Annotated in this window: 21 protein-coding genes and 1 pseudogene; 8 read left to right on the top strand and 14 right to left on the bottom strand. The window is 65.0% G+C overall.

The annotated features are described in order from the left end of the window. A pseudogene (locus ACIQ3B_RS13030) lies at positions 1–100 on the top strand (IS5/IS1182 family transposase); the annotation flags it as partial. A 706-nt stretch (positions 101–806) separates the two neighbouring features. Here the strand turns inward: ACIQ3B_RS13030 and ACIQ3B_RS13025 are convergent. Continuing rightward, entirely contained in the window at positions 807–1,142 is a 336-nt protein-coding gene (locus ACIQ3B_RS13025; RefSeq protein WP_397403227.1) for a winged helix-turn-helix transcriptional regulator, read from the bottom strand. A gap of 105 nt (positions 1,143–1,247) precedes the next feature. Between ACIQ3B_RS13025 and ACIQ3B_RS13020 the strand changes: the two genes are divergently transcribed. After that, on the top strand, positions 1,248–1,619 hold the full coding sequence (locus tag ACIQ3B_RS13020) for a DUF4345 family protein (protein WP_397403225.1): 372 nt from the start codon (positions 1,248–1,250) through the stop codon (positions 1,617–1,619). 33 nt (positions 1,620–1,652) lie between these two features. On the opposite strand, the gene ACIQ3B_RS13015 is transcribed toward ACIQ3B_RS13020, so the two are convergent. The 4 genes from ACIQ3B_RS13015 to ACIQ3B_RS13000 all read right to left on the bottom strand — a co-directional run bounded on the left by ACIQ3B_RS13015 (position 1,653) and on the right by ACIQ3B_RS13000 (position 4,521). Next, on the bottom strand, positions 1,653–2,033 hold the full coding sequence (locus ACIQ3B_RS13015; protein WP_397403223.1) for a DUF86 domain-containing protein: 381 nt from the start codon (positions 2,031–2,033) through the stop codon (positions 1,653–1,655). Next, positions 2,023–2,319 (bottom strand): nucleotidyltransferase family protein, encoded by a 297-nt coding sequence (locus ACIQ3B_RS13010; RefSeq protein ID WP_397403222.1) that lies wholly within the window; start codon positions 2,317–2,319, stop codon positions 2,023–2,025. Before ACIQ3B_RS13010 ends, ACIQ3B_RS13015 begins: the two co-directional genes overlap by 11 nt. A 149-nt stretch (positions 2,320–2,468) precedes the next feature. Further along, entirely contained in the window at positions 2,469–3,512 is a 1,044-nt protein-coding gene (locus ACIQ3B_RS13005) for a hypothetical protein (protein WP_397403220.1), read from the bottom strand. A gap of 205 nt (positions 3,513–3,717) precedes the next feature. Then, the gene (locus ACIQ3B_RS13000; protein ID WP_397403218.1) at positions 3,718–4,521 is read right to left on the bottom strand and encodes a DUF3703 domain-containing protein; all 804 of its coding nucleotides are present in this window, start codon (positions 4,519–4,521) and stop codon (positions 3,718–3,720) included. A gap of 105 nt (positions 4,522–4,626) precedes the next feature. On the opposite strand from ACIQ3B_RS13000, the gene ACIQ3B_RS12995 reads away from it, so the two are divergent. Both ACIQ3B_RS12995 and ACIQ3B_RS12990 read left to right on the top strand, forming a co-directional pair. Continuing rightward, the gene (locus tag ACIQ3B_RS12995) at positions 4,627–5,019 is read left to right on the top strand and encodes a helix-turn-helix domain-containing protein (RefSeq protein WP_397403216.1); all 393 of its coding nucleotides are present in this window, start codon (positions 4,627–4,629) and stop codon (positions 5,017–5,019) included. A gap of 78 nt (positions 5,020–5,097) precedes the next feature. Further along, entirely contained in the window at positions 5,098–5,325 is a 228-nt protein-coding gene (locus ACIQ3B_RS12990) for a hypothetical protein (RefSeq protein WP_397403214.1), read from the top strand. 50 nt (positions 5,326–5,375) lie between these two features. Here the strand turns inward: ACIQ3B_RS12990 and ACIQ3B_RS12985 are convergent, their stop codons facing one another. Genes ACIQ3B_RS12985 through ACIQ3B_RS12965 form a run of 5 tightly spaced genes read right to left on the bottom strand, consistent with a single transcriptional unit; the run spans position 5,376 to position 13,200 of the window. Then, on the bottom strand, positions 5,376–6,779 hold the full coding sequence (locus tag ACIQ3B_RS12985; RefSeq protein ID WP_397403212.1) for an aldehyde dehydrogenase family protein: 1,404 nt from the start codon (positions 6,777–6,779) through the stop codon (positions 5,376–5,378). A gap of 53 nt (positions 6,780–6,832) precedes the next feature. After that, positions 6,833–8,326 (bottom strand): NAD(P)/FAD-dependent oxidoreductase, encoded by a 1,494-nt coding sequence (locus ACIQ3B_RS12980; RefSeq protein ID WP_397403210.1) that lies wholly within the window; start codon positions 8,324–8,326, stop codon positions 6,833–6,835. A gap of 20 nt (positions 8,327–8,346) precedes the next feature. Continuing rightward, complete coding sequence (locus ACIQ3B_RS12975; protein WP_397403208.1) at positions 8,347–9,084, bottom strand: DsbA family protein; 738 nt, start codon at positions 9,082–9,084, stop codon at positions 8,347–8,349. A 31-nt stretch (positions 9,085–9,115) separates the two neighbouring features. Further along, on the bottom strand, positions 9,116–10,507 hold the full coding sequence (locus tag ACIQ3B_RS12970) for a M48 family metalloprotease (protein WP_397403206.1): 1,392 nt from the start codon (positions 10,505–10,507) through the stop codon (positions 9,116–9,118). Positions 10,508–10,554: 47 nt separating this feature from the next. Further along, on the bottom strand, positions 10,555–13,200 hold the full coding sequence (locus tag ACIQ3B_RS12965; protein ID WP_397403204.1) for a ribonuclease E/G: 2,646 nt from the start codon (positions 13,198–13,200) through the stop codon (positions 10,555–10,557). Between the two features lie 438 nt (positions 13,201–13,638). On the opposite strand from ACIQ3B_RS12965, the gene ACIQ3B_RS12960 reads away from it, so the two are divergent. From ACIQ3B_RS12960 to prfB, 3 genes are all read left to right on the top strand, one after another. Then, positions 13,639–14,850, top strand: coding sequence for an N-acetylmuramoyl-L-alanine amidase (locus ACIQ3B_RS12960; RefSeq protein ID WP_397403202.1), 1,212 nt, complete (start codon positions 13,639–13,641; stop codon positions 14,848–14,850). A 156-nt stretch (positions 14,851–15,006) separates the two neighbouring features. Continuing rightward, a complete protein-coding gene (locus ACIQ3B_RS12955; protein WP_397403200.1) occupies positions 15,007–17,376 on the top strand; it encodes a penicillin-binding protein 1A in 2,370 nt (789 codons plus the stop codon). 160 nt (positions 17,377–17,536) lie between these two features. Then, positions 17,537–18,650, top strand: a protein-coding gene (prfB, locus tag ACIQ3B_RS12950) for a peptide chain release factor 2 (RefSeq protein WP_397403198.1) whose coding sequence is annotated in 2 segments (ribosomal slippage) — positions 17,537–17,605 and positions 17,607–18,650 — 1,113 coding nt in all. Because the reading frame shifts where the segments join, the coding sequence is not laid out codon by codon here. 4 nt (positions 18,651–18,654) lie between these two features. On the opposite strand, the gene ACIQ3B_RS12945 is transcribed toward prfB, so the two are convergent. From ACIQ3B_RS12945 to tyrS, 4 genes are all read right to left on the bottom strand, one after another. Next, a complete protein-coding gene (locus ACIQ3B_RS12945; RefSeq protein ID WP_397403196.1) occupies positions 18,655–19,011 on the bottom strand; it encodes a polymer-forming cytoskeletal protein in 357 nt (118 codons plus the stop codon). 40 nt (positions 19,012–19,051) lie between these two features. Continuing rightward, positions 19,052–20,206, bottom strand: a complete 1,155-nt coding sequence (locus ACIQ3B_RS12940) for a M23 family metallopeptidase (RefSeq protein ID WP_397403194.1) — start codon at positions 20,204–20,206, stop codon at positions 19,052–19,054. Between the two features lie 140 nt (positions 20,207–20,346). Further along, the gene (locus tag ACIQ3B_RS12935; protein ID WP_397403192.1) at positions 20,347–20,808 is read right to left on the bottom strand and encodes a peroxiredoxin; all 462 of its coding nucleotides are present in this window, start codon (positions 20,806–20,808) and stop codon (positions 20,347–20,349) included. A 43-nt stretch (positions 20,809–20,851) separates the two neighbouring features. Beyond that, on the bottom strand, positions 20,852–22,111 hold the full coding sequence (gene tyrS / locus ACIQ3B_RS12930) for a tyrosine--tRNA ligase (protein WP_397403229.1): 1,260 nt from the start codon (positions 22,109–22,111) through the stop codon (positions 20,852–20,854). Between the two features lie 266 nt (positions 22,112–22,377). On the opposite strand from tyrS, the gene ACIQ3B_RS12925 reads away from it, so the two are divergent. Further along, a complete protein-coding gene (locus ACIQ3B_RS12925; protein WP_397403190.1) occupies positions 22,378–23,484 on the top strand; it encodes an anhydro-N-acetylmuramic acid kinase in 1,107 nt (368 codons plus the stop codon). The last annotated feature ends 12 nt before the right edge of the window (positions 23,485–23,496 follow it).

The raw sequence follows: 23,496 nt of genomic DNA, 5'->3' as shown, positions 1-23,496 counted from the left end.
CCTCAAGGACTGGCGGCGCATCCACACCCGATACGACCGATGCGCACACACCTTCATGTCCGCCATCGCTCTCGCTGCCACCGTCATCTTCTGGCTATGATCAATGAGTCCTGAGCCTAGGTGTCGCTTCGACGCTTTGGCTCGCCACGGAGTTTTCCCAGATCGCGTTCTTGACGTCATCCAGAGACCCCTGACCAAAAAGGGAAACGTAGGCGTACCGCGCAAGCGGAAGCCCCTTTTCAGCCTGAACTTCCTTTAAGGCGGTGTTCCAGGCGTATGTCTTTCCGACACCCCATTTACCTGTGATGCAAAGGACCTCAGGCTTCTCGCTCGCCAGGAAGTGGGCAATTTCGTTGGAGAGTAATTGAAGGCTCATCTTAGGGATTATGGCCTAGAAAATTCCGTGGGAATACGGCGACACTTTACCCAAACACCGACGTTTCCGGAAAAGCGTCACGGCATAGTCCACCCATCCCCTCCTTTACGACGCCCAGCCCAACGATCTGGGTCCCCTGAGTTCGCCGGGATGAGCTTATGTGCGCGGCGTGGCGCGTGGGATGTGACTGGCGCAGGGGATCAGGCTTGTCGCCGGCCCGGAACTCGAGGCGGCGCTGTCCATTCAGGACCGGCGCCGCTTGTGTTTATGGGTCCCGGTCTTCGCCCCTGGCGAAACCGGGATGACACTTGGGGGGTGGGCGTGGCGTGGTGGCCAGGGCGGTGCGTGGGGCTGGCGCCCGCCACGAACTGTTCGACGGCCGGCTGGCGGCGGCCTTGGCGTTTGGTCCGCTCCGCCCCAGTAGCCGGCCTCAGGCTTTTCCGCCCAGTTCCGGCATGTGGGCTTCGACCCATCGGATCAGGGACTGGACTTCAGTTCGCAGGGATCGGCCGAGCGGGGTCAGTTCGTAGGTGACGTGGGGCGGGACGGTTTGCAGGTCTGTGCGGGCGACAATGTGCAGGTCTTCCAGTTGTCGTAGCGTCTGGGTCAGCATCTTCTGGGAGATGCCCTCGACCGCCCGGATCAGCTCCCCATTGCGACGCGGGCCCTCGGCCAGGGCGTGGATCGTCATGAGTGACCATTTGCTGGCCACCACGGTCATGTAGGCGCGCGAGTTGCAGTTTCTGGAGAGGACGTTCGGCTTCATGCGGCCAGCCCATATCATGAGCCGACAGGCACCAAAAGGTGCGTACTATTCGGACCGAAACCTGCTTGGTAGCAACCGATCCGTTGCGATTTGAGGAGGTGTGCAATGGATGGGTTCAACCTGGCGGGCGCGGGGATCACCATCGCCATGGGCTGTCTGGGGCTGTTCTTTCCCGGGCGGGCATCGGCACTGACGGGATTGACCGCAACCACGCCCGAGGCGCGGGGTGAGTTTCGGGGGACCCTGGGGATCACCTTCATCCTGCTGGGGCTTGCGCCGGTGGTCACGGACAGTCCGGCGGCCTATCTGGCGGTCGGCGCCGCCTGGGCGGGCGCCGGACTGGGCCGGATGGTTTCGATCTTTCTGGATGACGCCAGGACCGGGAAGAACTGGGCGGCCGTCGGTTTCGAGCTCGCGTTGGGACTGCTGCTGATCTCTGGCGCGCCATTTCAGGTCCTGGTTCAAGGGCTGCGATGACGGCGCTGTCCGGCCCACATGGCGGCCCACGACCTATCCACACGGACGCCCCAATACGCCATCGACGCGCGTCAGAGCCTGCTCAAGATCGGGCAGGCCGTCTGAGATGGTTGCCCAGACGATATCGGGAATGACCTGGTCGTCGTAGTCGTGGGCCAGGAAATCCCGGAACCTTGCTGGTTCCTTCCAGGGGCCTTCAGGGTCGAGCGTTTGCAGATCAATCACCCGGCTGAGGTCCTTGACCGCCTCGCCCAAGGCAATGAAAGCCCGCTCGACTGCGTAACGCCGCAGTTCATCTGCGACATATTCCTCGACGTCCAACCCTGTTGTCCACCGGTTGATCAAGGCGATCTGCTGCAGGGCGCGCTCAATGATCGCTTCCGGGGCAAGCGGCTTGCGGCGATCAGAAGACATGGACCAGATCGGCGGCTGCGCCCCGTTGCAGGCGTTGAGACCGGTTGAAGCCGGCCTTGGCCAGGATATCCACCGGGCGCCCAAGGATGGCCGAGAACTGGTCGTGCAGGGGGCCCAGGGTGAACAGGGTGAGCGGTTTGGAAGTTTCGACGATGAGGTCGACGTCGCTGTCCGGCCCGGCCGTGTCGCGGGCGACCGAGCCGAAGAGCGCGACATGCACGACGCCGCTGGCGCGCAATTCATCGGCGCGGTCGCGCAGGGTGGCAATGACGTCAGCGCGGGTCATGGTGGCTTTATAGCAGAAACTGGCGCCGTCGGGACAGCGCGAAGGAATTCCGGGATTGAGCGCCCATCGCCCAGCCTTACGATCTGGGTCCCGGCATTCGCCGGGATAAGCGGGCGTTGTAGCGGTGGCTTGTGCCCGGCAGCTCCCGGTCACTTCCCGGGCGCTGCGCCCCCCGCCGCCTGCTTCTCCGCCAGTCGTGCGCCGCCAAGGATGCCTTCCATGGCGTAGTTGCCTTCGTGGCAGGCGTATTCGTAGACGCTGCCCTTGGGGGCGGTGAGGGTGTATTCGGCTTTCCAGGGGCGGGTGTAGTGGCCGGGGTCGGTCACTTCGAACTGGTAGAAGATCTCGCCCTTGCCGACCCGGGTGAAGCGCTCGACGATCCGGCCGTCTTTTGTGAGCGGGATGGAGCTTTCGGCCGACTGGGCCGGGTGGACGTTGGCGGTCTCCATCACGAAGGTGTCGCCTTCCCACCAGCCCACGGAATCGCCCAGCCAGGGCGTGATGGCCGCCGGGCGGTGTGCGGCGCGGGCCGCAGCCGCCGTGGGGAAGATCGGGATGATGCGCATGTCGTGGACCATCTCGATCAGCATCGCCATGTGCGTCTCGGTCTGCACGAACTGGTAGGTGTTGTTGTAGAGCGAGCCCAGCATGCCGGGGCCGCCGGTGTTGCCGAAGCCGATGAGGCAGCGCTCTCTCAGGGGCAGGTCCTCGGGGTCGGTATAGTCACCCCGGCCGGTGGCGTATTCCAGGCCGATCCGGCGCTGGAGCACGGTACTGGCCGCCCGGTCGCGGTAGGGGATGCGGCCATCGGCAGGCTCGACGATGCCGGAGGCGCGGATCTCGCCCTTGACCACTGAGTAGCCGTCGCCGGGGTCCACCCAGAAGGCGTTGTAGCCGCCGGGATCGCTGGACTCGCGCGGGGGCGGCGCGTTGGGGTCGGTCTGCTTGCTGTCGGCGGCGAAGAAGGCGGCAGTACGCCCGGCGAGCTTGTCGGCCTCCTCACGCGTGAGCACCAGGCGGGGCTGGCTCGGGGGCCGTTCCAGCGGGGTCATGGTGCGGCTGGTCCAGGTGCCGGTCAGGTCGGCGCGGCCGGACGCGGTGCGCGGGACGTCCTGGGCGCTGGCCCATCCGCCGCTCGCCGCCAGCGCACAGGCGAGGATGAGAATGCGAGAGCGTGCGAAAACGCCAGCCATTGATGTGTCTCCCCATAGCGGCGCACAGCCGTTTGTTTGGCGGTGAGGGTACATCGGTTTTCGGGGGCGCGTATATGGGGCGATGAGGCCTGCCCCCTTGTCTGTCGGAAGTATGCCAGATTGGGGTTGTCTTCCGGGACGCCTGCGCCGAGCCCCCGGGCTCGCCTCCGGCTTCGACCCGGCGCTACGCGGGGGAGGTGAGGAATCACGGTGGTGGTGTTCGCTCGTCTTCCATGTCGCGGCGCAGGTCATCGGCGATGGGCATCGGTTGGAACGCACTGACATTGGCGCGCCCCGTGTTGCCGACGGGAATTCGGCCGGTCGCCGCGCCGAGGGGCGCAAGCGCGAGTCGGACGATCTGGCCCACCGCTTCCCTCAAATCGCGCTGCTCAGCAGCCAGGCTCAACATTGCCCAGTGATTGGCAAGATGCGGCCCCAGGTACGGCTGTGAAACAACATGAGCCCGTTCGAGGGCGCTCCATGCGGTGGCGATATCACCCTCTGATCGGGCGTACTCGAATGCTGCCATTTCGCGTTTTATGAGGCGACGGGCATGCAACGTGCGGGCAAGGGCGCGCCAGCGCCGCTGGCGATGCCGGTAGAAAACCTGTGCAAACGCCCAGATGAACGGCGTCAGCACACCTGCCGAGATTTCCACCTCGTCCCGGTAATCTGTGCCGCCGTCGGGGTTTGGTGCAATCGTAATCCAGTGATCCCACTTTCGGATCATCGGGCCGTAGCCATCGTCGCGCAGGCGCCTGGGCCACTCTCCCTCCTCGGGCTGGTGCAGTGAGGTAACGATCCACTGTGTGCCGAAAGGCAAAAGGCCGAACAGCCGGAGCTTCACCAGATAGCGACCTCCGGGCTTGAACGTCTCCAGCGGTTCGCTGCCGGCCGGCACAAACCGCAATAGCGGCCAGGCGATGTGCTTCAGCAAAGCGGGTGTCTGAACCTCGGTCCAGACCGTCTCGACGGGGAGGCCTATTCTGGTGGAGAGATCGACTTTCACAGTGTCTCTCCTGGATCTGAGCACGGGTCTGGCATAGCATTTCCTTCTCGACAATTTCCGAGCCGGAAAGCTAGGTACACCCTGTAGTAACTACAGGGTCAAGCGGTGAAAATCAGCGAACTGGCGAATTCGACGGGGACCAACGTCGAGACCGTGCGCTACTATGAGAAAGTAGGGCTGCTTTCGCCGCCCGCGCGCACGTCGACCAATTATCGCGCCTATGGCGGCGACCATCTCGCCCGCCTGTCGTTCATCCGGCGCGCCCGTGATCTGGGATTCAGCATCGAAGCTGTGCGCAACCTGCTGACGCTCTCCGATGATCCATCGCAGTCCTGCGAAGCGATCGACGGCATCGCACGCGTCCATCTAGACGAAGTAGAGCGCAAGATCAGCGACCTGGTGGCGCTCCGCAGCGAACTCGACCGTATGGTTGGCGCATGCCGTAACGGTACGGTGTGGGACTGCAAGATCATCGAAGCGCTGGCGCCACAGCGATAATCTCAGGTTCAGTGATGCCGTGGACGACGCCGTAACTCGCCGACGGAGACGGCGCGCTTGATCTTCGGGCGTCCGGGGATGAGGAATTACGGTGATGGTGTGGACGGCGCTCGTGAGCGGCATCTGCGTGCCATGATGATTGTCGTTGCAGGACATCATCAGAGGAGCGCCGTCCACACCATCATCGTAATTGCAGCGTGGATCAAGGCGCTGGAAGCGTCGGCGGGCCGCGCCTTGACGGCTCCGGTGATCGGGCGGCCACCCAAGCGTGCGCCGCAGTCCGCAGGGGTGGCAGCGTTGTTCTGAGCGGCCTGTCGGGACGTCGTAAATGGGCGGTCTCAACCTGTCGGCGCCCGCTACCGCGCCATGTTGAGCACCTGGATCTGGGTGAACTCGTTCAGGCCTTCCTGGCCCAGTTCGCTGCCCAGGCCGGAGAACTTGGCGCCGCCGAAGGGCAGGTGGGGTTGCAGGTCGGCGTGCTTGTTGATCCAGACGGTGCCGCTCTCCATGCCGGCGGCCAGATCCCAGGCCTTGTCGCTGTCCTTGGCCCAGACAGAGCCGCCCAGGCCGTAGTCCGAGGCGTTGGCGCGAACGACCGCATCGTCGGCGTCGGCGTATTTGATGATCGGCAGGACGGGACCGAACTGTTCTTCGTCCACCAGGGCGGAGCCGTCGGTGATATCGCGCACGATGGTGGGGCGGATGAAATAGCCCTTGTCGCCCTGGCGGTGGCCGCCGGCGATGATGTTGCCGTCGCGGCGTCCGGCTTCGATGTAGCCCAGCACCTTGTCGAACTGGGCCTTGTTCTGCAGGGGACCGAACTGGGTGCCCTGTTCCAGGCCGTCGCCCACGACGGCGGCGTCAGCCAGCCTGGCGAGCTCGTCGCACATGGCGTCGTAGATGCTCTCGTGGACGTAGACCCGCTTGGCGGCGATGCAGACCTGGCCCGAGTTCTGGAAGGCGGCGTTGAAGATCTTGGGGGCGGTGGCGACTGGATCCACGTCGCCCATGACGATGGCCGCGTCGTTGCCGCCCAGTTCCAGGGTCACGCGCTTGAGCGCACTGGCGGCGCCGGCCATGACGCGCTTGCCGGTCTCGGTGGAGCCGGTGAAGCTGATCTTGCGGATATCGGGGTGGCTGGTGATGGCGGCGCCCAGGTCGTTGGCGTCGGCGATGACGTTGAGCACGCCGGGCGGCAGCAGGTCCTTCACGAGTTCGGCGATGCGGAGCGTGGTCAGCGGCGTCGTGGCCGCCGGCTTCAGCACGATGGTGTTGCCGGCCAGCAGGGCGGCGGGGACCTTGAAGGCCATCAGGATGATCGGGAAGTTCCAGGGCACGATGGCCCCGATCACGCCCAGCGGCTTGCGGCGGATCTCGACCTTCGCCTCGGCGGTATCCTGGACGACCTTCGCCGGCAGATCGAGACTGGCGAAGTAGCGGAAGAAGGCCGAGGCGCCGAAGATCTCGCCCATGGCGGCTTCCAGCGGCTTGCCCTGTTCCTGGGTCAGCAGGCGGGCCAGTTCCGGAACGTTGGCCTGGATCGCGTCGGCCATGGCGATCAGGGCCGCGCGCCGGGTGTCGATGCTGGTCTTGCTCCAGGCCGGGAAGGCGGCCTTGGCGGCCGCGACCGCCTGGTCCAGCTGGGCGATGGAGGCGCGTGCGCAGGTGGCGACCGTGTCTTCGGTCGCGGGGTTGATCACGTCCATGGTGGCGTCGCCGGCCACCAGTTGACCGTTGATCAGCAGTTTGAACTCAGCCATCGCGCGTCCTCCGGAAGGGAATGGCGGAGGCTCGCGCCTTTACGTCACGGCGGTCAAGCCGCTTCGGCGCGGACCCGTTCCATGTCAGCCAAATGCGGGATGCCGAGGGTTTCGAACATCTCGGTGCGTTCCGGGCCGCTCTTCGGCGGGTAGAGCGCGGCGTTGCGGGTCTTGCCGCGGGCCCAGACCCTGACGATGCGGGCGATGTTGGCGGGACGCTTCAGCCAGGCGTTGGGATGCTCCAGCATGTGAAAGCCGCGCAGGAAGGCGCGCAGGAGCGCCACATCCTCGCGCATGGCGATGGCGACGCCGTCTTCCAGGAAGCCCTTCATCAGCCGGCCGCGAAGGGTGAGAGGTTTGGGCGGCAGCAAGGCTGCCCGCGCGCGCTTGATGGCCGAGCGGTCGGCCTGGCGCATGGCGTCATAATAGGGTCGTAGATCGCGGTTGAGGGCGTCGCGGTAGCATTTCAACCGCTCTGCTGGATCGCGACTGGCCAGAAGGCTGTCGGCCAGCAGATGGGCGCTGACAGCGGCGAACGAGCAGCCGCGTCCATAGAGCGGATTGGTTCGCACAATGCTGTCGCCGACAGGGAAGAAGCCCAGGACGACAGGCTGGTCCCCGGGCGCAAGTTCGCGCCAGCGGCTTTCCAGCTGGCCCATGCCGAAGACCCGGCTGGTGGGGCGGGTGCGCTCCGGCTCGATCCAGGCGGCCACGCCGGGCAGGGTGCGACAGATGGCGTCAAACGCCTCGGGCGCCACGATCGCCTTGCGCATCTCCTCCTCGACCTCGGGCACGCAGAGTGTGATGGAGAAGCAGCCGTTGTCCCCGGGGAAGACGCCGAACTTCAGATAGCCCAGATCGCCGGTGGTTGAGCCTGCGCCGCGCGGCGGTTCTGCTGCGCCCGGTTCCAGACGGTAGTGACGGGTGTAGTAGATGACCCCGCAGGCCTCTGACGTTTCCGGGATCGCCACCCCGGCGGCGGCGAGCAGTTCCGGCGCCTGAGAGTTTCGTCCGGCCGCATCGACCAGGATGTCGCAGGCGAGTTCACGGCCGTCCTCCAGCCGCACGCCCGTGACCCTTGCGGTGGCGCCGGGTTCGACGATCAGCGACTTGACGAAGGTCTCCGGCTGGATCGTGACCCCGGGCAACTGTTCAGCATAGCGCCGCATGACCAGTTCCAGGGTCGTGCGCCGGCTGGTGAGGATGGCCAGATCCTGGTCGATCGGCTCGGGGCGATAGTTCTGCTTGTGGCGTTCTGTCAGCGAACCTTCGAAGCCGAGTTCGCGACAACCGGCTTCCAGCAGGGCGTCCAGCAGGGCCGGGTGGCGGTCGCGGGCCAGGGTGCGCAGGCGGGCCAGGAAGGCGTGGCTGTGCCGCAGGTGACTGACACCCCGGCGCTTCCAGTCCTCAAAGGCCACGTCCGCCCCGCCATCGGGCGGAGATGGATCACGATCCAGCAGCAGGATTTCCCGATCGCCGCCAGCAAGCGCCATGGCGCTCCACAGACCGGCCATGCCGGCCCCGATCACAAGTATGCGCTCGCCCATCCTTGGGTCCCCGTTCCGGTTCAGGTTGACGAAGATGGCCGCTTCATCGGTCCCGCCCTTGCGGCCTCGATGGCGGCTTTCAGGGCGTTCAGGTCGGCGCCGTGAATGATCTGGTCCCCGACAACAAAGGCCGGCGTGCCGTCGATGCCAAGCGCGCGGGCCAGATCGTGGGTCTCCGCAATCTGGCGCTCGATGGCAGGATCATTGGCGCCGGCGCGGGCCCGGGCGGGATCGACCCCGGCGGCCTTGAACACACGATCCACCGTTTCGGGATTGAGCGGCTTCTGGGCCATCAGGGCTGTGTAGAGCTCCAGACCCTTTGGCCGGGCCGTGGGCGTCAGGACCATCTTCGCCGCAGCAATGGAATCCTGCGTCTGGAAGGCGAATTCCTTGAAGACAAACCGCACATCCGGATTGCTCTTGATCAGCTTCACGACTTCCGGTGCGGCCACTTTGCAGTAGCCGCAATTGTAGTCGAAAAACTCGACCACCGTCACTGAACCACCGGAGTTGAAGACGAGATCGCGTGGGTCACGCTCCAGCTGCTGGCGGAACTTCGCCAGCGCATCCTTCGCCGCCGTCTGCTGTTTGAGCTGCTGCTTCTCCTGCAGCTTCGCCGCCATTTCCTCGAGCACCTCGGGGTGGGCCAGGAGGTAGCTGCGCACCTTCGCGCCGAACGCGGCATCCTCCGTGTTCTGGCAACCGGCGACGGCAAGGGCGGCGACCAGCGCCAAGGCGAGAGGAGCAGCGGCTTTCATGAAGCTCAGATAGTCTGACGGGCCGCCGGACTCAATGCGCCGCTACGGCAACCAGACCTTCGCGGCCAAGGCTACGCATTTCCTCCCGACTGGGCTCCGAGACCAGGAATATGTCGGTAGCGCGCCGCCACTCGGGCGTCCCCTTGTCCAGCATCTCGCGCGCCCGCATCGCAAACACCCGCGCCTGGCGCTTGTCACCGACATTGAAGTTGTATTCAGCCGTGGCCAGGCGGGCCAGACCATCCTTGCCCAGCTTGTCGTAGGCTTCGGCCAACAGCCGCCAGGCGACCGCGTTGTCCTCTTCCTGGGTCAGGGATTTGCGAAGTTCGGCCACGCCCTCATTCACCTTGGCCTTGTCGTCGAGGGCGATGAGGGTCTGCCCCAGATTGATCCGGAGCAGGGGCGCTTCCGGTTTCAGGGCGACGGACTTTCGCTGCGGAGCCTCCGCTTCCTGAGTACGGCCGAATTCGAAGAGGATCTGGCCTTTCAATTCCCAGAGATAGGGATTCTGCGGCTGTTCGTTCAGCAGCACGTCGATCAGTTTGATGGCGCGTTCCGGTTCTTTCAGCTGGTAGTAGGCGATGGCGCGGGCGTAGCGGGACGGATAGTCGGTGGCCTTTTCGCTGTATTTGGCGATGGCGATCTGCGGATTGAGGAAGGCGTCCAGCTTGGCCTTCATCACGGCGTGTTCAGCGATGGCCTCGGGGCTGTCGACCTTGCCGTAGTTCGGCTGCTTTTCCACGCGCCGGCGCAGGGCTTCTATGCGGTCCGACGAAATCGGGTGGCTACGGAAGTAGGCGAACCGGCGCGCCTCGTCGAAGACTTCCTGGTAGCGGAAGTTGTCAAAGAAGTCGGCCAGCCCCTTGCCGGAGAGACCGGCCTTGTCGAGCAGGGTGGCGCCGGCCTGATCGGCGCGGCTTTCCTGTTCGCGGCTGTAGCCCAGCGCGCCGATGGTGCCGAACATGCTGGCGCTGCTGGCCAGGCCAATGGCCGCTTCCGGCGAGCCGGCAAGAGCCGCCAGTACGCCCAGACCCATGGTCAGCAGAAACGGACGCATGCCGGCGCGGTTGAAGTCATCGGAACGCGCGCTGTGACCGCCGGCCAGATGGCCGACTTCGTGGGCGATGACGCCCTGGAGTTCGTTGGGGTCGTCGGATTCCAGGATCAGACCGGTGTAGAAGCCCATCACCCGCGGTGCGGCGAAGGCGTTGAGCTCCTTGGAGCCGATCAGCAGGATCTCGACGCTCTTGGAGTCGATGCCTGCCGCCTCGAGGATCGGCGCGGAGTCGCGGAACAGGATCTCCTCGATCTCGGTGTCACGGATCAGCGACTGGGCGTTGGCCAGTGACGGAGTCATCGCCAGACTGGCGGCGAGAGCGACGACCGAGGCCATTCGCGAAATCGACCGGGGCGGAGAGATCATGCGTACACTCTGTCCTGATAAGTCCGCCCCGGGCCGATGCTAATGCCTTAGCCGCGTCTCCACCAGCCCTTGCGCGGCGCCGGCGCCGGGCCACTGATTTCGTCGGGATCCGGGGCTTTCGGCGACACCTCGGGTTCTGGTTCCGGCTCAGGTTCTGCCGTCTGGGGTGCGACGGCGGCAGGTTGCGTGGCGGTTTCAATCTCCGCTCCGGCTGTCGGCGCCGCTTTCTTTGAACGGGAACGCCTGGGCTTGGCGATCGGCGTTTCGGCTGCCGGCGGAACGACCTCCGCAACGGGCTCAGGTTCCACCTCGACAACGACCTCGACCGCCTCCGCGGCCTCGATGGCGACCTCCGCTTCGACAACCGGTGTCTCACGATCGCGGTTACGACCGCGTCCGCGGCCGCGTCGCGCGCGCTTTGGCTTGTCCTCGGCGGCCGGCAGTTCGACCCAGATATCGTCCTCGCCCTCGCGAGCGACAACCGGACGGGCCGGTGCGGGTTCAGGGCGCGGCGCCGGACGGGCGTCACTGGTCGGCGGTGCGACGGGCTTCAGATCTTCTGAAGGGTCATACCAGACAAAGGGATCATCACCGTAGGGCACCCAGGGCCGAACCCAGGAGAAGTTGTCCTGCGGACGGAAATCATCGCGCATGCGTCGCCCGCCCCGACGACCGCGCCGGCGGCGGCGCGCCGCCTCGTCGTCGCCATCGGCAGCAGCGGTAACGTCGCCAGCGGGTCGCGGCCCGCGTTCGGCTTCACCGGATCTCGGTTCATCACGACGTCCACGGCGACGGCGGCGTCCCCGCCGGCGGCTCCCGTCTTCGTCATCATCGCGCGGGCGGTCCTCACGATCGGATCTGACGTGGGCCGCGTCGTCATCGGTGTCCTCGGCTTCGAGGGCGGCTTCGTCGTCCTCGTTCGCGTCTTCCTCGTCCTCATCGTCGAAGACCTCATCGTCGAGGTTGTCGTCTCCGGAGGGGTCGAAGGCCTGGATCATCGGCGCGGCCATCGAGGCCGCATGCTCGGGCCGTGTTTCCATCGAGGTGCGCTCGATCACGTGCTCGGCGTGGGCCATGTCGTCTTCGATCACGACGGTGACGAACAGGCCCTGGGCCTGGAAAAGGCGCGCCAGATGAGGCCGCTTTTCGTTGAGGATGTAGAGGCCAACGGCGCGGGGAACGCGCAGGCACGCCTCACCTCCGCCCTTCATGGCTTCCAGTTCCATGGCGCGCAGGGCGGAGAGGGCGCTGGACTCCACGGAGCGCACCCGCCCGGTGCCGGCGCAATGCTCGCAGACATGGGTGGTGCCTTCCAGGACGCCGGACCGGCGGCGCTGGCGGCTGATCTCCATCAGGCCGAACGGACTGATCTTGCCCATCTGCACGCGGGCGCGGTCGTCCTTCAGGCAGTCTTTCAGCTTCTTTTCTACGGCGCGGTTATTCTTCGACTCATCCATGTCGATGAAGTCGATGACGATCAGGCCGGCCAGGTCGCGCAGGCGCAGCTGGCGGGCGGCTTCCTCAGCCGCCTCCATGTTGGTCTTGAGCGCGGTGGCCTCGATGTTCCGCTCGCGGGTCGACTTCCCGGAGTTCACGTCGACGGCGACCAGCGCCTCGGTCTGGTTGATCACCAAGTAGCCACCGGATCGAAGCGGAACCGTCGGTGAATAGATCTGGCTCAGGTGATCCTCGACCCGGTGCTTGACGAAGAGCGGGGTCGGCTCGCGATAGGCCATCACCTTCTTGGCCTGCGAGGGCATCAGCATCCGCATGAAGTCGCGGGCTTCCTTGTAGGCGCCTTCTCCCTCGACCCAGACCTCGTCGATGTCCTTGTCGTAGAGATCGCGGATCGTGCGCTTCACGAGGTCTTCTTCCTCGTAGATCAGAGCCGGCGCGATCGAGTGCAGTGTGGTCTCGCGGATGTTTTCCCACAGACGCAGCAGATAGTCGTAGTCGCGCTTGATCTCGGCCTTGGTGCGCTTGGCGCCGGCCGTCCGGACGATCAGGCCCATGCCCTGTGGGACATCCAGGCTGGCCACCACGCCCTTGAGGCGCTTGCGATCGGTGGCGGTGTCGATCTTGCGGCTGATGCCGCCGCCGCGCGCGGTGTTCGGCATCAACACGCCGTAGCGTCCGGCGAGCGACAGATAGGTTGTCAGCGCCGCACCCTTGTTGCCGCGCTCTTCCTTGACGACCTGAACCAGCATGATCTGCCGGCGGCGGATGACTTCCTGGATCTTGTAGCGACGCATTAGCCGCCGACGGCGACGTGCGACCTCTTCTTCCATGACGTCGTCATCATCGTCGCTGGCGGTGTGAGGCTCGTCGCCATCATCCTCGTCGCCGCCCTCGCTCACCGCGTTGCGGGATCCCCGACCGCGCGGCTCAGGACGATCCTCATCGTGATCCTCGGCCTCTTCACGCATCAGCGCTTCACGGTCGGCCAGGGGGATCTGATAGTAGTCCGGGTGGATTTCGTTGAAGGCGAGGAAGCCATGGCGATTGCCGCCATACTCGATGAAGGCCGCCTGCAGGGACGGCTCAACCCGGGTTACCTTGGCGAGGTAAATGTTTCCCCGAAGCTGTTTCCGGTTCTGGCTTTCGAAATCAAACTCTTCAACGCGGCTTCCGTCGACCACAACCACACGCGTCTCTTCGGCGTGAGCTGCATCGATCAACATAGTCTTGGGCATTCGAAATGTCTCCGCGGCGCGCGGGGGTATGGCCCAGGCGCAGCCGGTGTGTGGGATGAACGCGCGCGTCACCCCGCAATACGCCGGGATCGGCGTATCGGGCGGCCTGGAGGCCGGCGGAGGCTCGAGCTGCGAAGCTCATCGGATGTGTTCCCAGGCGCGTCCCGAAGGACGCGAATCGGAGGATGCGTCGTCACCGAGGATTCGGTCCAAGCCGACGCAGGCTTGTTTTTGTCGCTTGGCGTTCGGGCTCAATGCAAGCCTGCGACGCCGCGCCGGCTTATAATAGCAAGACCAGCGGGCAAAAGGAAAGCGTTGAGCACTGCAAGACCTCGTTAACCCTTTGTCCACGGCGTTCCGGACTATATGTCGGATGGCTTCGCGGTGGCCGAAGAGCCGGTCTTTCAGGACTTTGGTATGATTGGGCGCTTGAGGGCGATGGTCGGACAAAAGAGAGGGCGCGCCGCGGCGGCCCTGCTCGTTGTCGGCATCGGGCTCGCCGCCGTCGCGGCCAGTCAGGCCGCCACCGCCGACGTCAATCTTTTGAAGGTGCGTGTCGGGGGGGATGCCGCCCAGACCCGCGCCGTGATTGAACTGGACGGCGTCACAGCGGCCCGGGTGCTGTCGGACGGATCGGCAAACCGACGCGTTGTTGTATTGCTGACCGGCGTAAAGGTCGCGCAAGTTCAGCAGGGTCCCGGTCGTGGGGTGGTCAAGGCCTGGCTGGTGGACCCCCATCAGGGCGGCGCCCGGCTGCAGATGGATCTGGCGGCCGACGGCAAGGTTTCAAGGCGGTTCCTGTTGCCACCCGCAGATGGGATGACCTCCTATCGCTATGTCATTGATGTTGCGGCGTCGCCGGGTGCGGTCATGACGGCTTCGTCTGCGCCAAAACCGCCGGCGCCGGCGGTCCGCACGCAGTTTCTGCCTGCACGCATGCCCGTGCTGCCCGCCAAATCCACGCCTCTTCCCCTGAAGAAAGTAGTGGTGATTGACGCCGGGCATGGAGGTCGCGACAGCGGGGCGATCGGCGCCAAGGGGCTGGAGAAGGACCTGAACCTCGCCGCCGCCCAGACACTTGCCGACAAGCTTACCCGAACCGGACGCTACAAGGTCGTCATGACCCGGTCATCGGACGTCTATGTCCCGCTCGACAGCCGGGTCAGGATCGCCCAGCGGGCGGACGCGGATCTATTCATCTCGATCCATGCTGATTCGGGGCCTGAACCCGGGCTCAAAGGCGCGTCGGTCTACACACTTTCGGACAAGGCCACGCAGCGCGCCACCCGTTTTGTCAGCAACGACAACTGGTTCATGAAGGCCAGCCTGGCCGGGGACCAGGGCGTGCGTGATATCCTCTTTGACCTGACCCAGCGTGCCACGCGCAATCGCTCCGCAGTCTTCGCCCAGACCCTGGTGTCCAGGATCGAGGGCAAGGCGCCATTGCTGCGACGCAGCCATCGCGACGCTGGATTCATGGTGCTTCTGGCGCCGGATGTTCCGGCGGTGTTGCTGGAGATGGGGTTTGTCTCAAATCCCGAGGACGAAGCGCGACTTCGCGATCCGGCAAGCCGGTCCAGGTTGATGACCGCAGTGGCGCAGGCTGTTGACGAGCACTTCGGCGAGAGCATCCGGTTGGCCGGCTGGTGACGAACGGCGCGCGCGGGGCCGTTGGCGCCCGCCGCAACACAGGCTAGACGACAGGCTTTGCAAGGGCCTTCGCGCCCGGGAGCCTGTGCGCCATTGACCCCCCCGGACACATCCGAACGGGCAGGACCCGCCCGGTGGGTTGGACTGGCCGGCGTCATGGCTCTGAGCTTCGTGGCGGTCGCTGCGCTGGCTACGGGAATCTATTCGGCCTGGCTGTTTCACGACATGCCCGATGCGGGCGATCTGGTGGACTATCATCCGCCAACGGCGACCCGTGCCTATGCCTGGGACGGCACCCTGATAGGAGAATTCTCCCGCGAACGTCGGATCTTTGTGCCGTACGACGCGATCCCCGCTCAGACGGCGCAGGCGTTCCTGGCGGCGGAGGACCACGGCTTCTTCAAGCACGGCGGGGTGGACATCGGTGGCTTTGGCCGGGCCATGGCCAAGAATGTTCTCAATATCGCCCAGGGGCGGCGCCTCGAGGGCGGGTCCACCATAACCCAGCAGGTGGCCAAGAACATCCTGCTGACCAGCGACCAGACCGTTGGACGCAAGCTAAAGGAGGCGATCCTGGCGTCGCAGCTGGAAAGCACGCTTTCCAAGGAGCGGATCCTCGAACTCTACATGAACGAGATCTGGCTGGGATATCGCTCCTTCGGGGTCGGCGCTGCGGCCTATAACTACTTCGGCAAGTCCTTGAGCGAGTTGACCCTCGCGGAGAGCGCCTATCTGGCGGCGCTGCCCAAAGGACCTGACAATTATCACCCGACGCGGCGCTACGGGCAGGCGGTCGGACGCCGTAACTGGATTCTCGGTCAGATGGCGGACCTGGGCTGGGTCAGCCGTGCGGAAGCCGAGGCGGCGATGCGTGAGCCCCTGAAGGTTCAAGCAGCCCCGAGCCGGTCTCAGTATCGCGACGCCGACTACTTCGTCGAGGAGGTGCGCCGCATCTCGCTCAACATGAAGGAACTCGGCGACGAGCGCCTGAATGCCGGTGGCTACTACGTACGCACCACGCTAGACCCGGCGCTGCAGAGCGCGGCGCGCACGGCGCTGATGAATGGTCTCGAGAGCTACGACCGCCGCCATGGCTGGCGCGGCGCGTGGGGCAAGGTGGACACTTTGACCGGCTGGGAGGCCATCGCCAAGAAGCGGTCGAAGCCGGCGGAACGTAGAACCTGGCTGCAGGCCGTGGTCACCAGCGTAGCGGGTGGATCTGTGCAGATCCGCACGGTCGACGGTGCGGTGGGGGCGCTGGCTGGTCAGGATGTGTCGTGGGCCCGGGTAGGGAAGGGCATCGGGGTCGGCGATCTGATCTTCGTCGCGCCTACCGAGGAGGGCGCCGGATATCGGCTGAAGCAGGTGCCAGCGGTGAACGGCGCTCTGGTGGCCATGGAGCCCTATTCCGGGCGCGTGGTGGCGATGGTCGGCGGATACTCGTTCTCGCTCTCGAGTTTCAACCGGGCCACCCAGGCGCTGCGGCAGCCCGGGTCGTCGTTCAAGCCGATTGTCTATGCTGCGGCCCTCGAGAACGGCTTTACGCCGGCCAATACGGTTCTGGACGCGCCGATCACGCTCAAGGGCTACGGCGGCGAGAACTGGAGCCCCGAGAATTACAGCCGCGACTACTACGGCGCACTCACGCTTCGGAAAGGACTGGAACTGTCGCGCAACACCATGACGGTTCGGCTGGCCCAGTCGATCGGGATGACCAAGGTCGCCGACCTGGCCGAACGCCTTGGTGAAACAAAGAAGATGGACAGGGTGCTGGCCATGGCGCTCGGCGCCGGCGAGACCACGGTCTACCGGATGGCAGGGGCCTATTCGACCTTCGTCAATGGCGGGCGCCTTGTGCAGCCGCACCTGATTGAGATGGTTCAGGATCGCAACGGAAAGGTCATCTGGCGGGCCGACCGACGGGAATGTGATCGCTGCGACCAGGGCTTCGGCGGGGCCGAGAGTCCGCGAATTCTGCGTACCGGAGATCAGGTCCTGAACCCGGTCACGGCCTATCAGATCACATCGATGCTGCAGGGTGTGGTGCAGCGCGGCACGGCGACGCAAGCCCTGTCGCTGGGCAAGCCGGTGGGCGGCAAGACGGGCACCACCAACGACTATCGCTCGGCCTGGTTCATGGGCTTTTCGCCCCAGCTGGTCGTGGGCGTCTACATCGGGTTTGATGACAATCGCAGCCTGGGAAACAACGAGACCGGCAGTGTCGCCGCTGTCCCGATCTTTGTGGATTTCATGGGGGTCGCGCTGAAGGACAAGCCAGCCGAGGAATTCAAGGCGCCGACCGAGGCCAGGTTCGCCATGATCCGGGGCATTCGTGAAGCTTTCCGCGCAGGCACCGAGCCCACCAGTCTGGCAGCGCCCGTGGGCGAAGCGGGTGCGCCCACCGGACCTCAACCCTACAACAAGGTCTTCCAGAACGGCGTCACCGGCGCACCCAACGCCGCCGCAGCCGTGGCGCCGGCGGCGCCGGCGGCGAAAAAGAAGGACGATCTCTCCGACTTGTTCTGATCGCCAAGCCGGACTACATCCCGCGCCCTTAGAGCATGACAGCTTCAATTGGATATCGGCTGAAGCGCCCGTCATGCTCTAAATATCTGAATAGCGAGCCTTTTTATCCGTATCAGATGAGTCTATCTAATCTGGAAAGGCTCTACCTGGAGTTACCCCAATGAGATTGGATGTCGAGGCCGCCAAGGCCGACATCGAGCAGTCGATCGACCTGCTCAGGAGGCGTCTTTGACTGGGATGTCGCGCTTCGTAAACTTGATGAGCTGAACGCCAGGGTCGAAGATCCGACCCTTTGGGACAACGCCGAGGCCGCCCAGGCTCTGACACGCGAACGATCAAGGCTGGCCGCCCAGGTTGAGGCCGTGATGTCGCTTGAGCGCGACCTCACGGACGCCGTGGGCTACGCCGAGATGGCAGACGAGGAGGGGGATGAGGCCAGCCTGGAAGAGGCTCGCGCCCAACTGCGGGCCATCAAGGAGCGCGGCGCCCGCGCCGAACTCGAGGCGCTGCTGTCCGGTGAGGCCGACGGCAACGACGCCTTCGTGGAAATCAACTCCGGCGCCGGCGGCACGGAATCCAACGACTGGGCCGGCATGCTGCTCAGGATGTACTCCCGCTGGGCGAACGCTCACGGCATGACGGTCGACTTCCTGGAAGAAACCTCTGGCGAGCAGGCCGGAATCAAGTCTGTCACCCTGCAGGTGAAAGGCCCCAATGCCTACGGCTGGCTGAAGACCGAGGCCGGCGTACATCGGCTGGTACGCATTTCGCCCTACGACAGCGCGGCCAAGCGGCACACCAGCTTTGCATCAGTCTGGGTCTATCCGGTAGTTGACGACAACATCGTCATCGAGATCAATCCTTCGGACGTGCGCACCGACACCTATCGCGCGTCCGGCGCCGGTGGGCAGCACATCAACAAGACCGACAGCGCCGTGCGCCTGACCCACCTGCCGACCGGCATAGCGGTGGCGTGCCAGATGGGCCGGTCCCAGCACCAGAACCGCGAAGAGGCCTGGAAGATGCTGCGCGCCCGGCTCTACGAGGCCGAACTGCAGCGGCGTGAGGCGGCACAGGCGGCCATCGAGGATCAGAAGACCGACATCGGCTGGGGCCACCAGATCCGCAGCTACGTCCTGCAGCCCTATCAGATGGTCAAGGACCTTCGCACCGAGGTGGAAACCTCGGATACCGGCGGCGTGCTTGACGGGGACCTGGACCAGTTCATGGGCGCGGCGCTTGCCCAGCGGGTCGGCGCGACGCGCGACGCATAGACAGTTATTCCGCCGCGACCCCAATCTGCGGCACGGCGTCGACCACCGGCGCGGGCACAATCATGAGGCTGCGGCCTTCGAAATGTGCGCCCGCCTCGATGGACAGTTCGGTATGGTTGATATCGCCATCGACGCGGGCCGTGGCCAGCAACCGCACCTGGCGGGCCGAAATCGTACCGACTACCCGACCCCGGATCTCAACGCTTTCGGCCTGAATCGTACCGGCGACGAGGCCGGTCTCGCCTATGGTCAGTCGCCCGACCCTGAGATCGCCTTCCAGTGCGCCGTCCAGATGCAGGTCGCCATCCGTCAGCAAGTCGCCCTTGAGCCTCACGCCTTCGGCCACCAATGACGCGACCATCGGCTTGCGAGGTGGCAAATGTTCGACGGGCTCTGCGCCCCTAGTCGCCTTGGAGAACATACTGACCGGCCTTCAGGAAGCGGCCCGGGTTCTGGGCGCGACCATTTACCCATACCTCATAGTGCAGATGTGTCCCAGTAGATCGACCTGTCGATCCCATGCCCGCGATTCGCTGGCCGACCGAGACGCGCTGTCCGGGGCGCACCGCAAAAGAAGACAGGTGGGCATATCGGGTCTTAAGTCCCCGACCGTGGTCGATTTCAACCACGTTGCCGTAGCCGGAGCGGACACCGGTGTAAGCGACGATGCCAGGACCGGTGGAATAGATCGGCGTCGCGTGGGCGCCCGAGAAATCCAGACCGGAATGGTAGGCCGGACGGCGCGTGAAGGGATCGAACCGGACGCCGTAGCCGCTGGTCTGGGTGGCGTTGGTGGTGGGCCGTCCGAAAGGAAGCTCATTGGCGGCTTCCGACAGGGACTGGGCCTCTGACAGGTCGCGCGCGACCCGTTGGATGCGAACGGCGAAATCTTCGTCCACGTCGAGCACGGCGGCCAGAGCGCGCGGGTCCTTGGATTCAATCAGCGGGCCGCCCAGGGAGCCACCGCGGTCGGCGTAGGTCGAAGGCGATAGCCCTGCCATCCGGAAAGCCAGTCGGAGCCGGTCGGCGCGACCCTTTGAGAAGCTATCGGCAGCCTCGAGCAGTTGTTCCTGCCCGACCCGGACCATTTCAATTCGCCGCGCGGGCGCCGCATCGGGCTTGGCGAGGGCGCGGTCGATGGCCGGTGTGAGCGCCTCTGCCGCGCCTGGTGAGCCCTTCATATCCGTCAGCAGCATGGCGAGGGCCGCATGTCGCTTTTCGATCGCCGTCGCGGCGTCCGCATTTGAACCGGAGGCGGCATTGAGGCGCGCCATCGCGCTGTCCAGCCGCGCCTGCCGGTCGGCGACATAACGTTCGGACTGGGCCTTCAGGGTTGCGAATTCTCGATCTGAGGCCGATGCCGACATCAGGTCCACCAGCATGGCGGCTGTCGAGACGCCCATCCAGAGTGCGCAGCCGGCCACGCCAGCGGCCATGAACATCTGCTTGCGGCTGGTCAGGACAAACGCCTTCATGGCACCGCCGGAACGCACATACAGGTGGCGTTCGGGGAACAGCTCCTCGAGCGAGCGCCGTAGCGTCGTCAGTCGATCCATGCTTCCGAAAGACCTCAGGCCCCAAGTCGAAGGCCTTATGTGACGACTTTCAGCCTTGAGGCAAGGCTCTTCAGCCATTGTTAACGCCGGGTTGCCGGATTGATCTCACATGATCATTGTTCATCGAGAACGTCCGCCAGTTACAGCGCACGCAGTTCGCTCAAAACCTCATCCGCGTGGCCCGGCACCCGTACCTTGCGCCAGACTCGGACGAACTTTCCGTCCTTGATGAGGAACGTCGAGCGGTCGATGCCCATGTAGCTTCGGCCATACATGCTCTTCTCGACCCAGGACCCATAGGCGGCAACGGTCTCGCCCTCGGGATCGGAGGCGAGGGTGACCGCCAGACCGTATTTGGCCTGAAACTTCCGGTGTGACGCCAGGCTGTCCTTCGAAACCCCCACAACGGCCGCACCAGCCTTCTGGAAGTCGTCAATCAGCGCCGAAAAAGCCTGGGCTTCCTTGGTGCAGCCGCCGGTGTCGTCCTTGGGATAGAAGTAGAGAACCAGCGCCTTACCCGCGAAATCGGCCAGTTTCACGGGACCGTCAGGGGTTTCCATGTTGAAGTCCGGCGCTGGCGCGCCCTCGATCAGGTCGGTCATCTCAAGCTCCTCGTTTTCCGCCACATGGGGGGACAGTTGAGTGTCAGATCGGCTTCACCAGGACGATCTTCTTCTTCCCGACCTGAACCTTGAAGGCCTGCAGGTCCGGCAGCAGTTGGTCGTAGGTGTGTTTGTCGTCCGTGGTCATGCGTTGGTCGTTGATGGCGACACCGCCATTGGCGATCAGTTTGCGGGCCTCGCCAAGCGAGGCGGCGAGGCCGGCCTCCTTCACCAGCGTCGCCGTCGTGCGGGCATCTGGAAACTCGGCCTTGCTGACTTCCACCACGGGCAGTTCGGCGGAGAGTGTACCCTTCTCGAACACATCCTGTGCGCCGGCTGCGGCCCGGCTTGCCGCATCTGCGCCGTGCAGCATCCGTGTGGCCTCGTTCGCCAGCACCTTCTTGGCGTCGTTGATCTCCGCGCCCGGCAGGGCCTCCAGGCGGGCGATCTCGTCCAGAGGCAGGTCGGTGAACAGACGCAGAAAGCGGCCAACGTCCGCATCCTCTGTGTTGCGCCAGAACTGCCAGTAGTCGTAGGGGCTGCGCATATCGGCGTTGAGCCAGACGGCCCCCCCGACGGTCTTGCCCATCTTCTGGCCCGAGGCTGTCGAAAGCAGGGGCGTGGTCAGGCCGAACGCCGCCTTCTGGTCCACGCGGCGGATCAGTTCCACGCCGTTGACGATGTTGCCCCACTGGTCGGAACCGCCCATCTGCAGCACGCAGCCGTGGCTTCGCGCCAACTCGAGGAAATCCACCGACTGCATCAGCATGTAGTTGAATTCCAGGAAGGTCATCGGCTGCTCACGCTCGAGCCGGTTCTTCACGCTGTCAAAGGCCAGCATCCGGTTGATCGTGAAATGGACGCCGTAGTCGCGGAGAAACTGGACATAGCCGAACTTCGACAGCCAGTCGTCGTTGTTGACCATCACCGCGTCCGTGGGCCCGTCGCCGAAGGTCAGGAACTTCTGGAAGGTTCCCTTGATGGTGGAAATGTTGCCCTGGATCTGGGCGTCGGTCAGCAGAGGGCGCTGGCCGTCCTTGTCGGTCGGGTCGCCGACCTTGGTGGTGCCGCCGCCCATCAGCACGACGGGCTTATGGCCGGCCTGCTGCAGGCGTCGCAGCATCATGATCTGGATCAGATGGCCCACATGCAGGCTGGAGGCCGTTGCGTCGAACCCGATGTAGGCCGTAACGACGCCGGTCCTAGCCGCCACATCCAGCTCCGCAGGATGGGTGATCTGATGGATGTAGCCCCGCGCCTGCATGGTTTTGAGGAATTCGGACTGGAAGGCGGCGTCGGACATCGGGGGTATCTCGGGGTCGATCAGGGAATGTTCAAGTGGCGCGCGCTCTAGCACGGCGGCGGGCGTAGTTTCGAGGGACATGGCAGGGCTCCTTGAAGATTGAGGAGGCCGGCGGGAGTGTCTGGGGATCTGGCGCCGGCCGGGAAGGGCAGGCGCGAAGGATCGGCGGCCTGCTAACGGGGCAGGCGGTAATAGGGTTCGGTGCGGGCGACAGGACCGGGCATGGCGGGCTGGCTACATTGGCGCAGTCGTGGCAGTCAAGGGCCATGCGTGTTCTGGGATTCATGACAGGCACTTCGCTGGACGCCGTCGACATGGCGGTGCTGGAGACGGATGGCGTCTCGATTCAGACATTTGGCCCGGCCGGAGAGCGCAAGCTGTCGGACGCCACGCGTGACGTGGTGCTGGAGGCGACGCGACAGGCACTGGGTCTGGAGAGGGGGGCTTCCGAACCCGCCATCTTCCAGCACACGGCGGCGATGGTGGCCGAAGAGCATTTCGCAGCCGCCGAGACCTTTCTGGCGACCAACGGCCTCGCCTGGCCGGACATCGATCTGATCGGCATGCATGGTCAGACGGTGTTCCATGAGCGTCCCCGCGACGGCGTTCCCGGGCGTACAATCCAGTTGGGCGACGGGGTGATGCTGGCCCGGCTCACCGGCCGCCCGGTGGCCTTTGACTTCCGGAGCGCCGATGTGGCTGCAGGCGGGGAGGGTGCGCCCCTGGCGCCGATCTATCACCTGGCCCGCGCGAAGGCTTCGGGGCTGTCAGCTCCGCTGGCGGTTTTGAATATCGGCGGCGTGGCCAATGTGACCTTCTGGTCGGGGGGAGAGGACCTGGTCGCGTTCGATACCGGCCCCGGGAATGGCATGATCGACCTGATGGTCCAGGCGCATGGCGCGGGCCGGTTCGACGACGGTGGCAAGTACGCCAGCGTTGGTCGCGCGGATGAGGGGGTCATGAGCGTGTTGCTGGCGCATCCGTATTTCCGCGCCAGGCCGCCCAAGTCGCTGGACCGTTATGACCTTTCGCTGGAGCCGTTGGCGGGGCTGAAGCTCGAGGACGCTGCCGCGACCCTGGTGGCCTTCATGGCGGAAGGCGTAAAACGGGCGTTCGAGGCCATCGGTCAGACGCCCACCGAGGTCATCGTCTGCGGCGGCGGGCGCCACAATCCGGAGATCATGAAGGTACTTGCGGAGCGGCTGCCGATGCGCGTCAGGACTGCCGAAGATCACGGCTGGCGCGGTGACAGCATAGAGGCTGAGGCCTTCGCGTTTCTGGCTGCGCGGACGTTTCACGGGCTGCCCATCTCGTTCCCGGGCACGACCGGAGTGGCAGGGCCGATGCGTGGTGGGCGGATCGTGAGGCTCTGAGCCGGTCCCCGC

The organism is Phenylobacterium sp. (assembly GCF_044358365.1).
Taxonomy (GTDB): domain Bacteria; phylum Pseudomonadota; class Alphaproteobacteria; order Caulobacterales; family Caulobacteraceae; genus Phenylobacterium.
This window is presented reverse-complemented; position numbering and strand designations above follow the sequence as displayed.

Excerpts from the sequence above, each read along its gene's own strand:
- ACIQ3B_RS13025 (WP_397403227.1), bottom strand. The coding sequence starts at position 1,142 with ATGAAGCCGAACGTCCTCTCCAGAAACTGCAACTCGCGCGCCTACATG.
- ACIQ3B_RS13020 (WP_397403225.1), top strand. The coding sequence starts at position 1,248 with ATGGATGGGTTCAACCTGGCGGGCGCGGGGATCACCATCGCCATGGGC.
- ACIQ3B_RS13015 (WP_397403223.1), bottom strand. The coding sequence starts at position 2,033 with ATGTCTTCTGATCGCCGCAAGCCGCTTGCCCCGGAAGCGATCATTGAG.
- ACIQ3B_RS13010 (WP_397403222.1), bottom strand. The coding sequence starts at position 2,319 with ATGACCCGCGCTGACGTCATTGCCACCCTGCGCGACCGCGCCGATGAA.
- ACIQ3B_RS13005 (WP_397403220.1), bottom strand. The coding sequence starts at position 3,512 with ATGGCTGGCGTTTTCGCACGCTCTCGCATTCTCATCCTCGCCTGTGCG.
- ACIQ3B_RS12990 (WP_397403214.1), top strand. The coding sequence starts at position 5,098 with ATGAGGAATTACGGTGATGGTGTGGACGGCGCTCGTGAGCGGCATCTG.
- ACIQ3B_RS12985 (WP_397403212.1), bottom strand. The coding sequence starts at position 6,779 with ATGGCTGAGTTCAAACTGCTGATCAACGGTCAACTGGTGGCCGGCGAC.
- ACIQ3B_RS12980 (WP_397403210.1), bottom strand. The coding sequence starts at position 8,326 with ATGGGCGAGCGCATACTTGTGATCGGGGCCGGCATGGCCGGTCTGTGG.
- ACIQ3B_RS12975 (WP_397403208.1), bottom strand. The coding sequence starts at position 9,084 with ATGAAAGCCGCTGCTCCTCTCGCCTTGGCGCTGGTCGCCGCCCTTGCC.
- ACIQ3B_RS12970 (WP_397403206.1), bottom strand. The coding sequence starts at position 10,507 with ATGATCTCTCCGCCCCGGTCGATTTCGCGAATGGCCTCGGTCGTCGCT.
- ACIQ3B_RS12965 (WP_397403204.1), bottom strand. The coding sequence starts at position 13,200 with ATGCCCAAGACTATGTTGATCGATGCAGCTCACGCCGAAGAGACGCGT.
- ACIQ3B_RS12960 (WP_397403202.1), top strand. The coding sequence starts at position 13,639 with ATGGTCGGACAAAAGAGAGGGCGCGCCGCGGCGGCCCTGCTCGTTGTC.
- ACIQ3B_RS12955 (WP_397403200.1), top strand. The coding sequence starts at position 15,007 with ATGGCTCTGAGCTTCGTGGCGGTCGCTGCGCTGGCTACGGGAATCTAT.
- ACIQ3B_RS12945 (WP_397403196.1), bottom strand. The coding sequence starts at position 19,011 with ATGGTCGCGTCATTGGTGGCCGAAGGCGTGAGGCTCAAGGGCGACTTG.
- ACIQ3B_RS12940 (WP_397403194.1), bottom strand. The coding sequence starts at position 20,206 with ATGGATCGACTGACGACGCTACGGCGCTCGCTCGAGGAGCTGTTCCCC.
- ACIQ3B_RS12935 (WP_397403192.1), bottom strand. The coding sequence starts at position 20,808 with ATGACCGACCTGATCGAGGGCGCGCCAGCGCCGGACTTCAACATGGAA.
- tyrS (WP_397403229.1), bottom strand. The coding sequence starts at position 22,111 with ATGTCCGACGCCGCCTTCCAGTCCGAATTCCTCAAAACCATGCAGGCG.
- ACIQ3B_RS12925 (WP_397403190.1), top strand. The coding sequence starts at position 22,378 with ATGCGTGTTCTGGGATTCATGACAGGCACTTCGCTGGACGCCGTCGAC.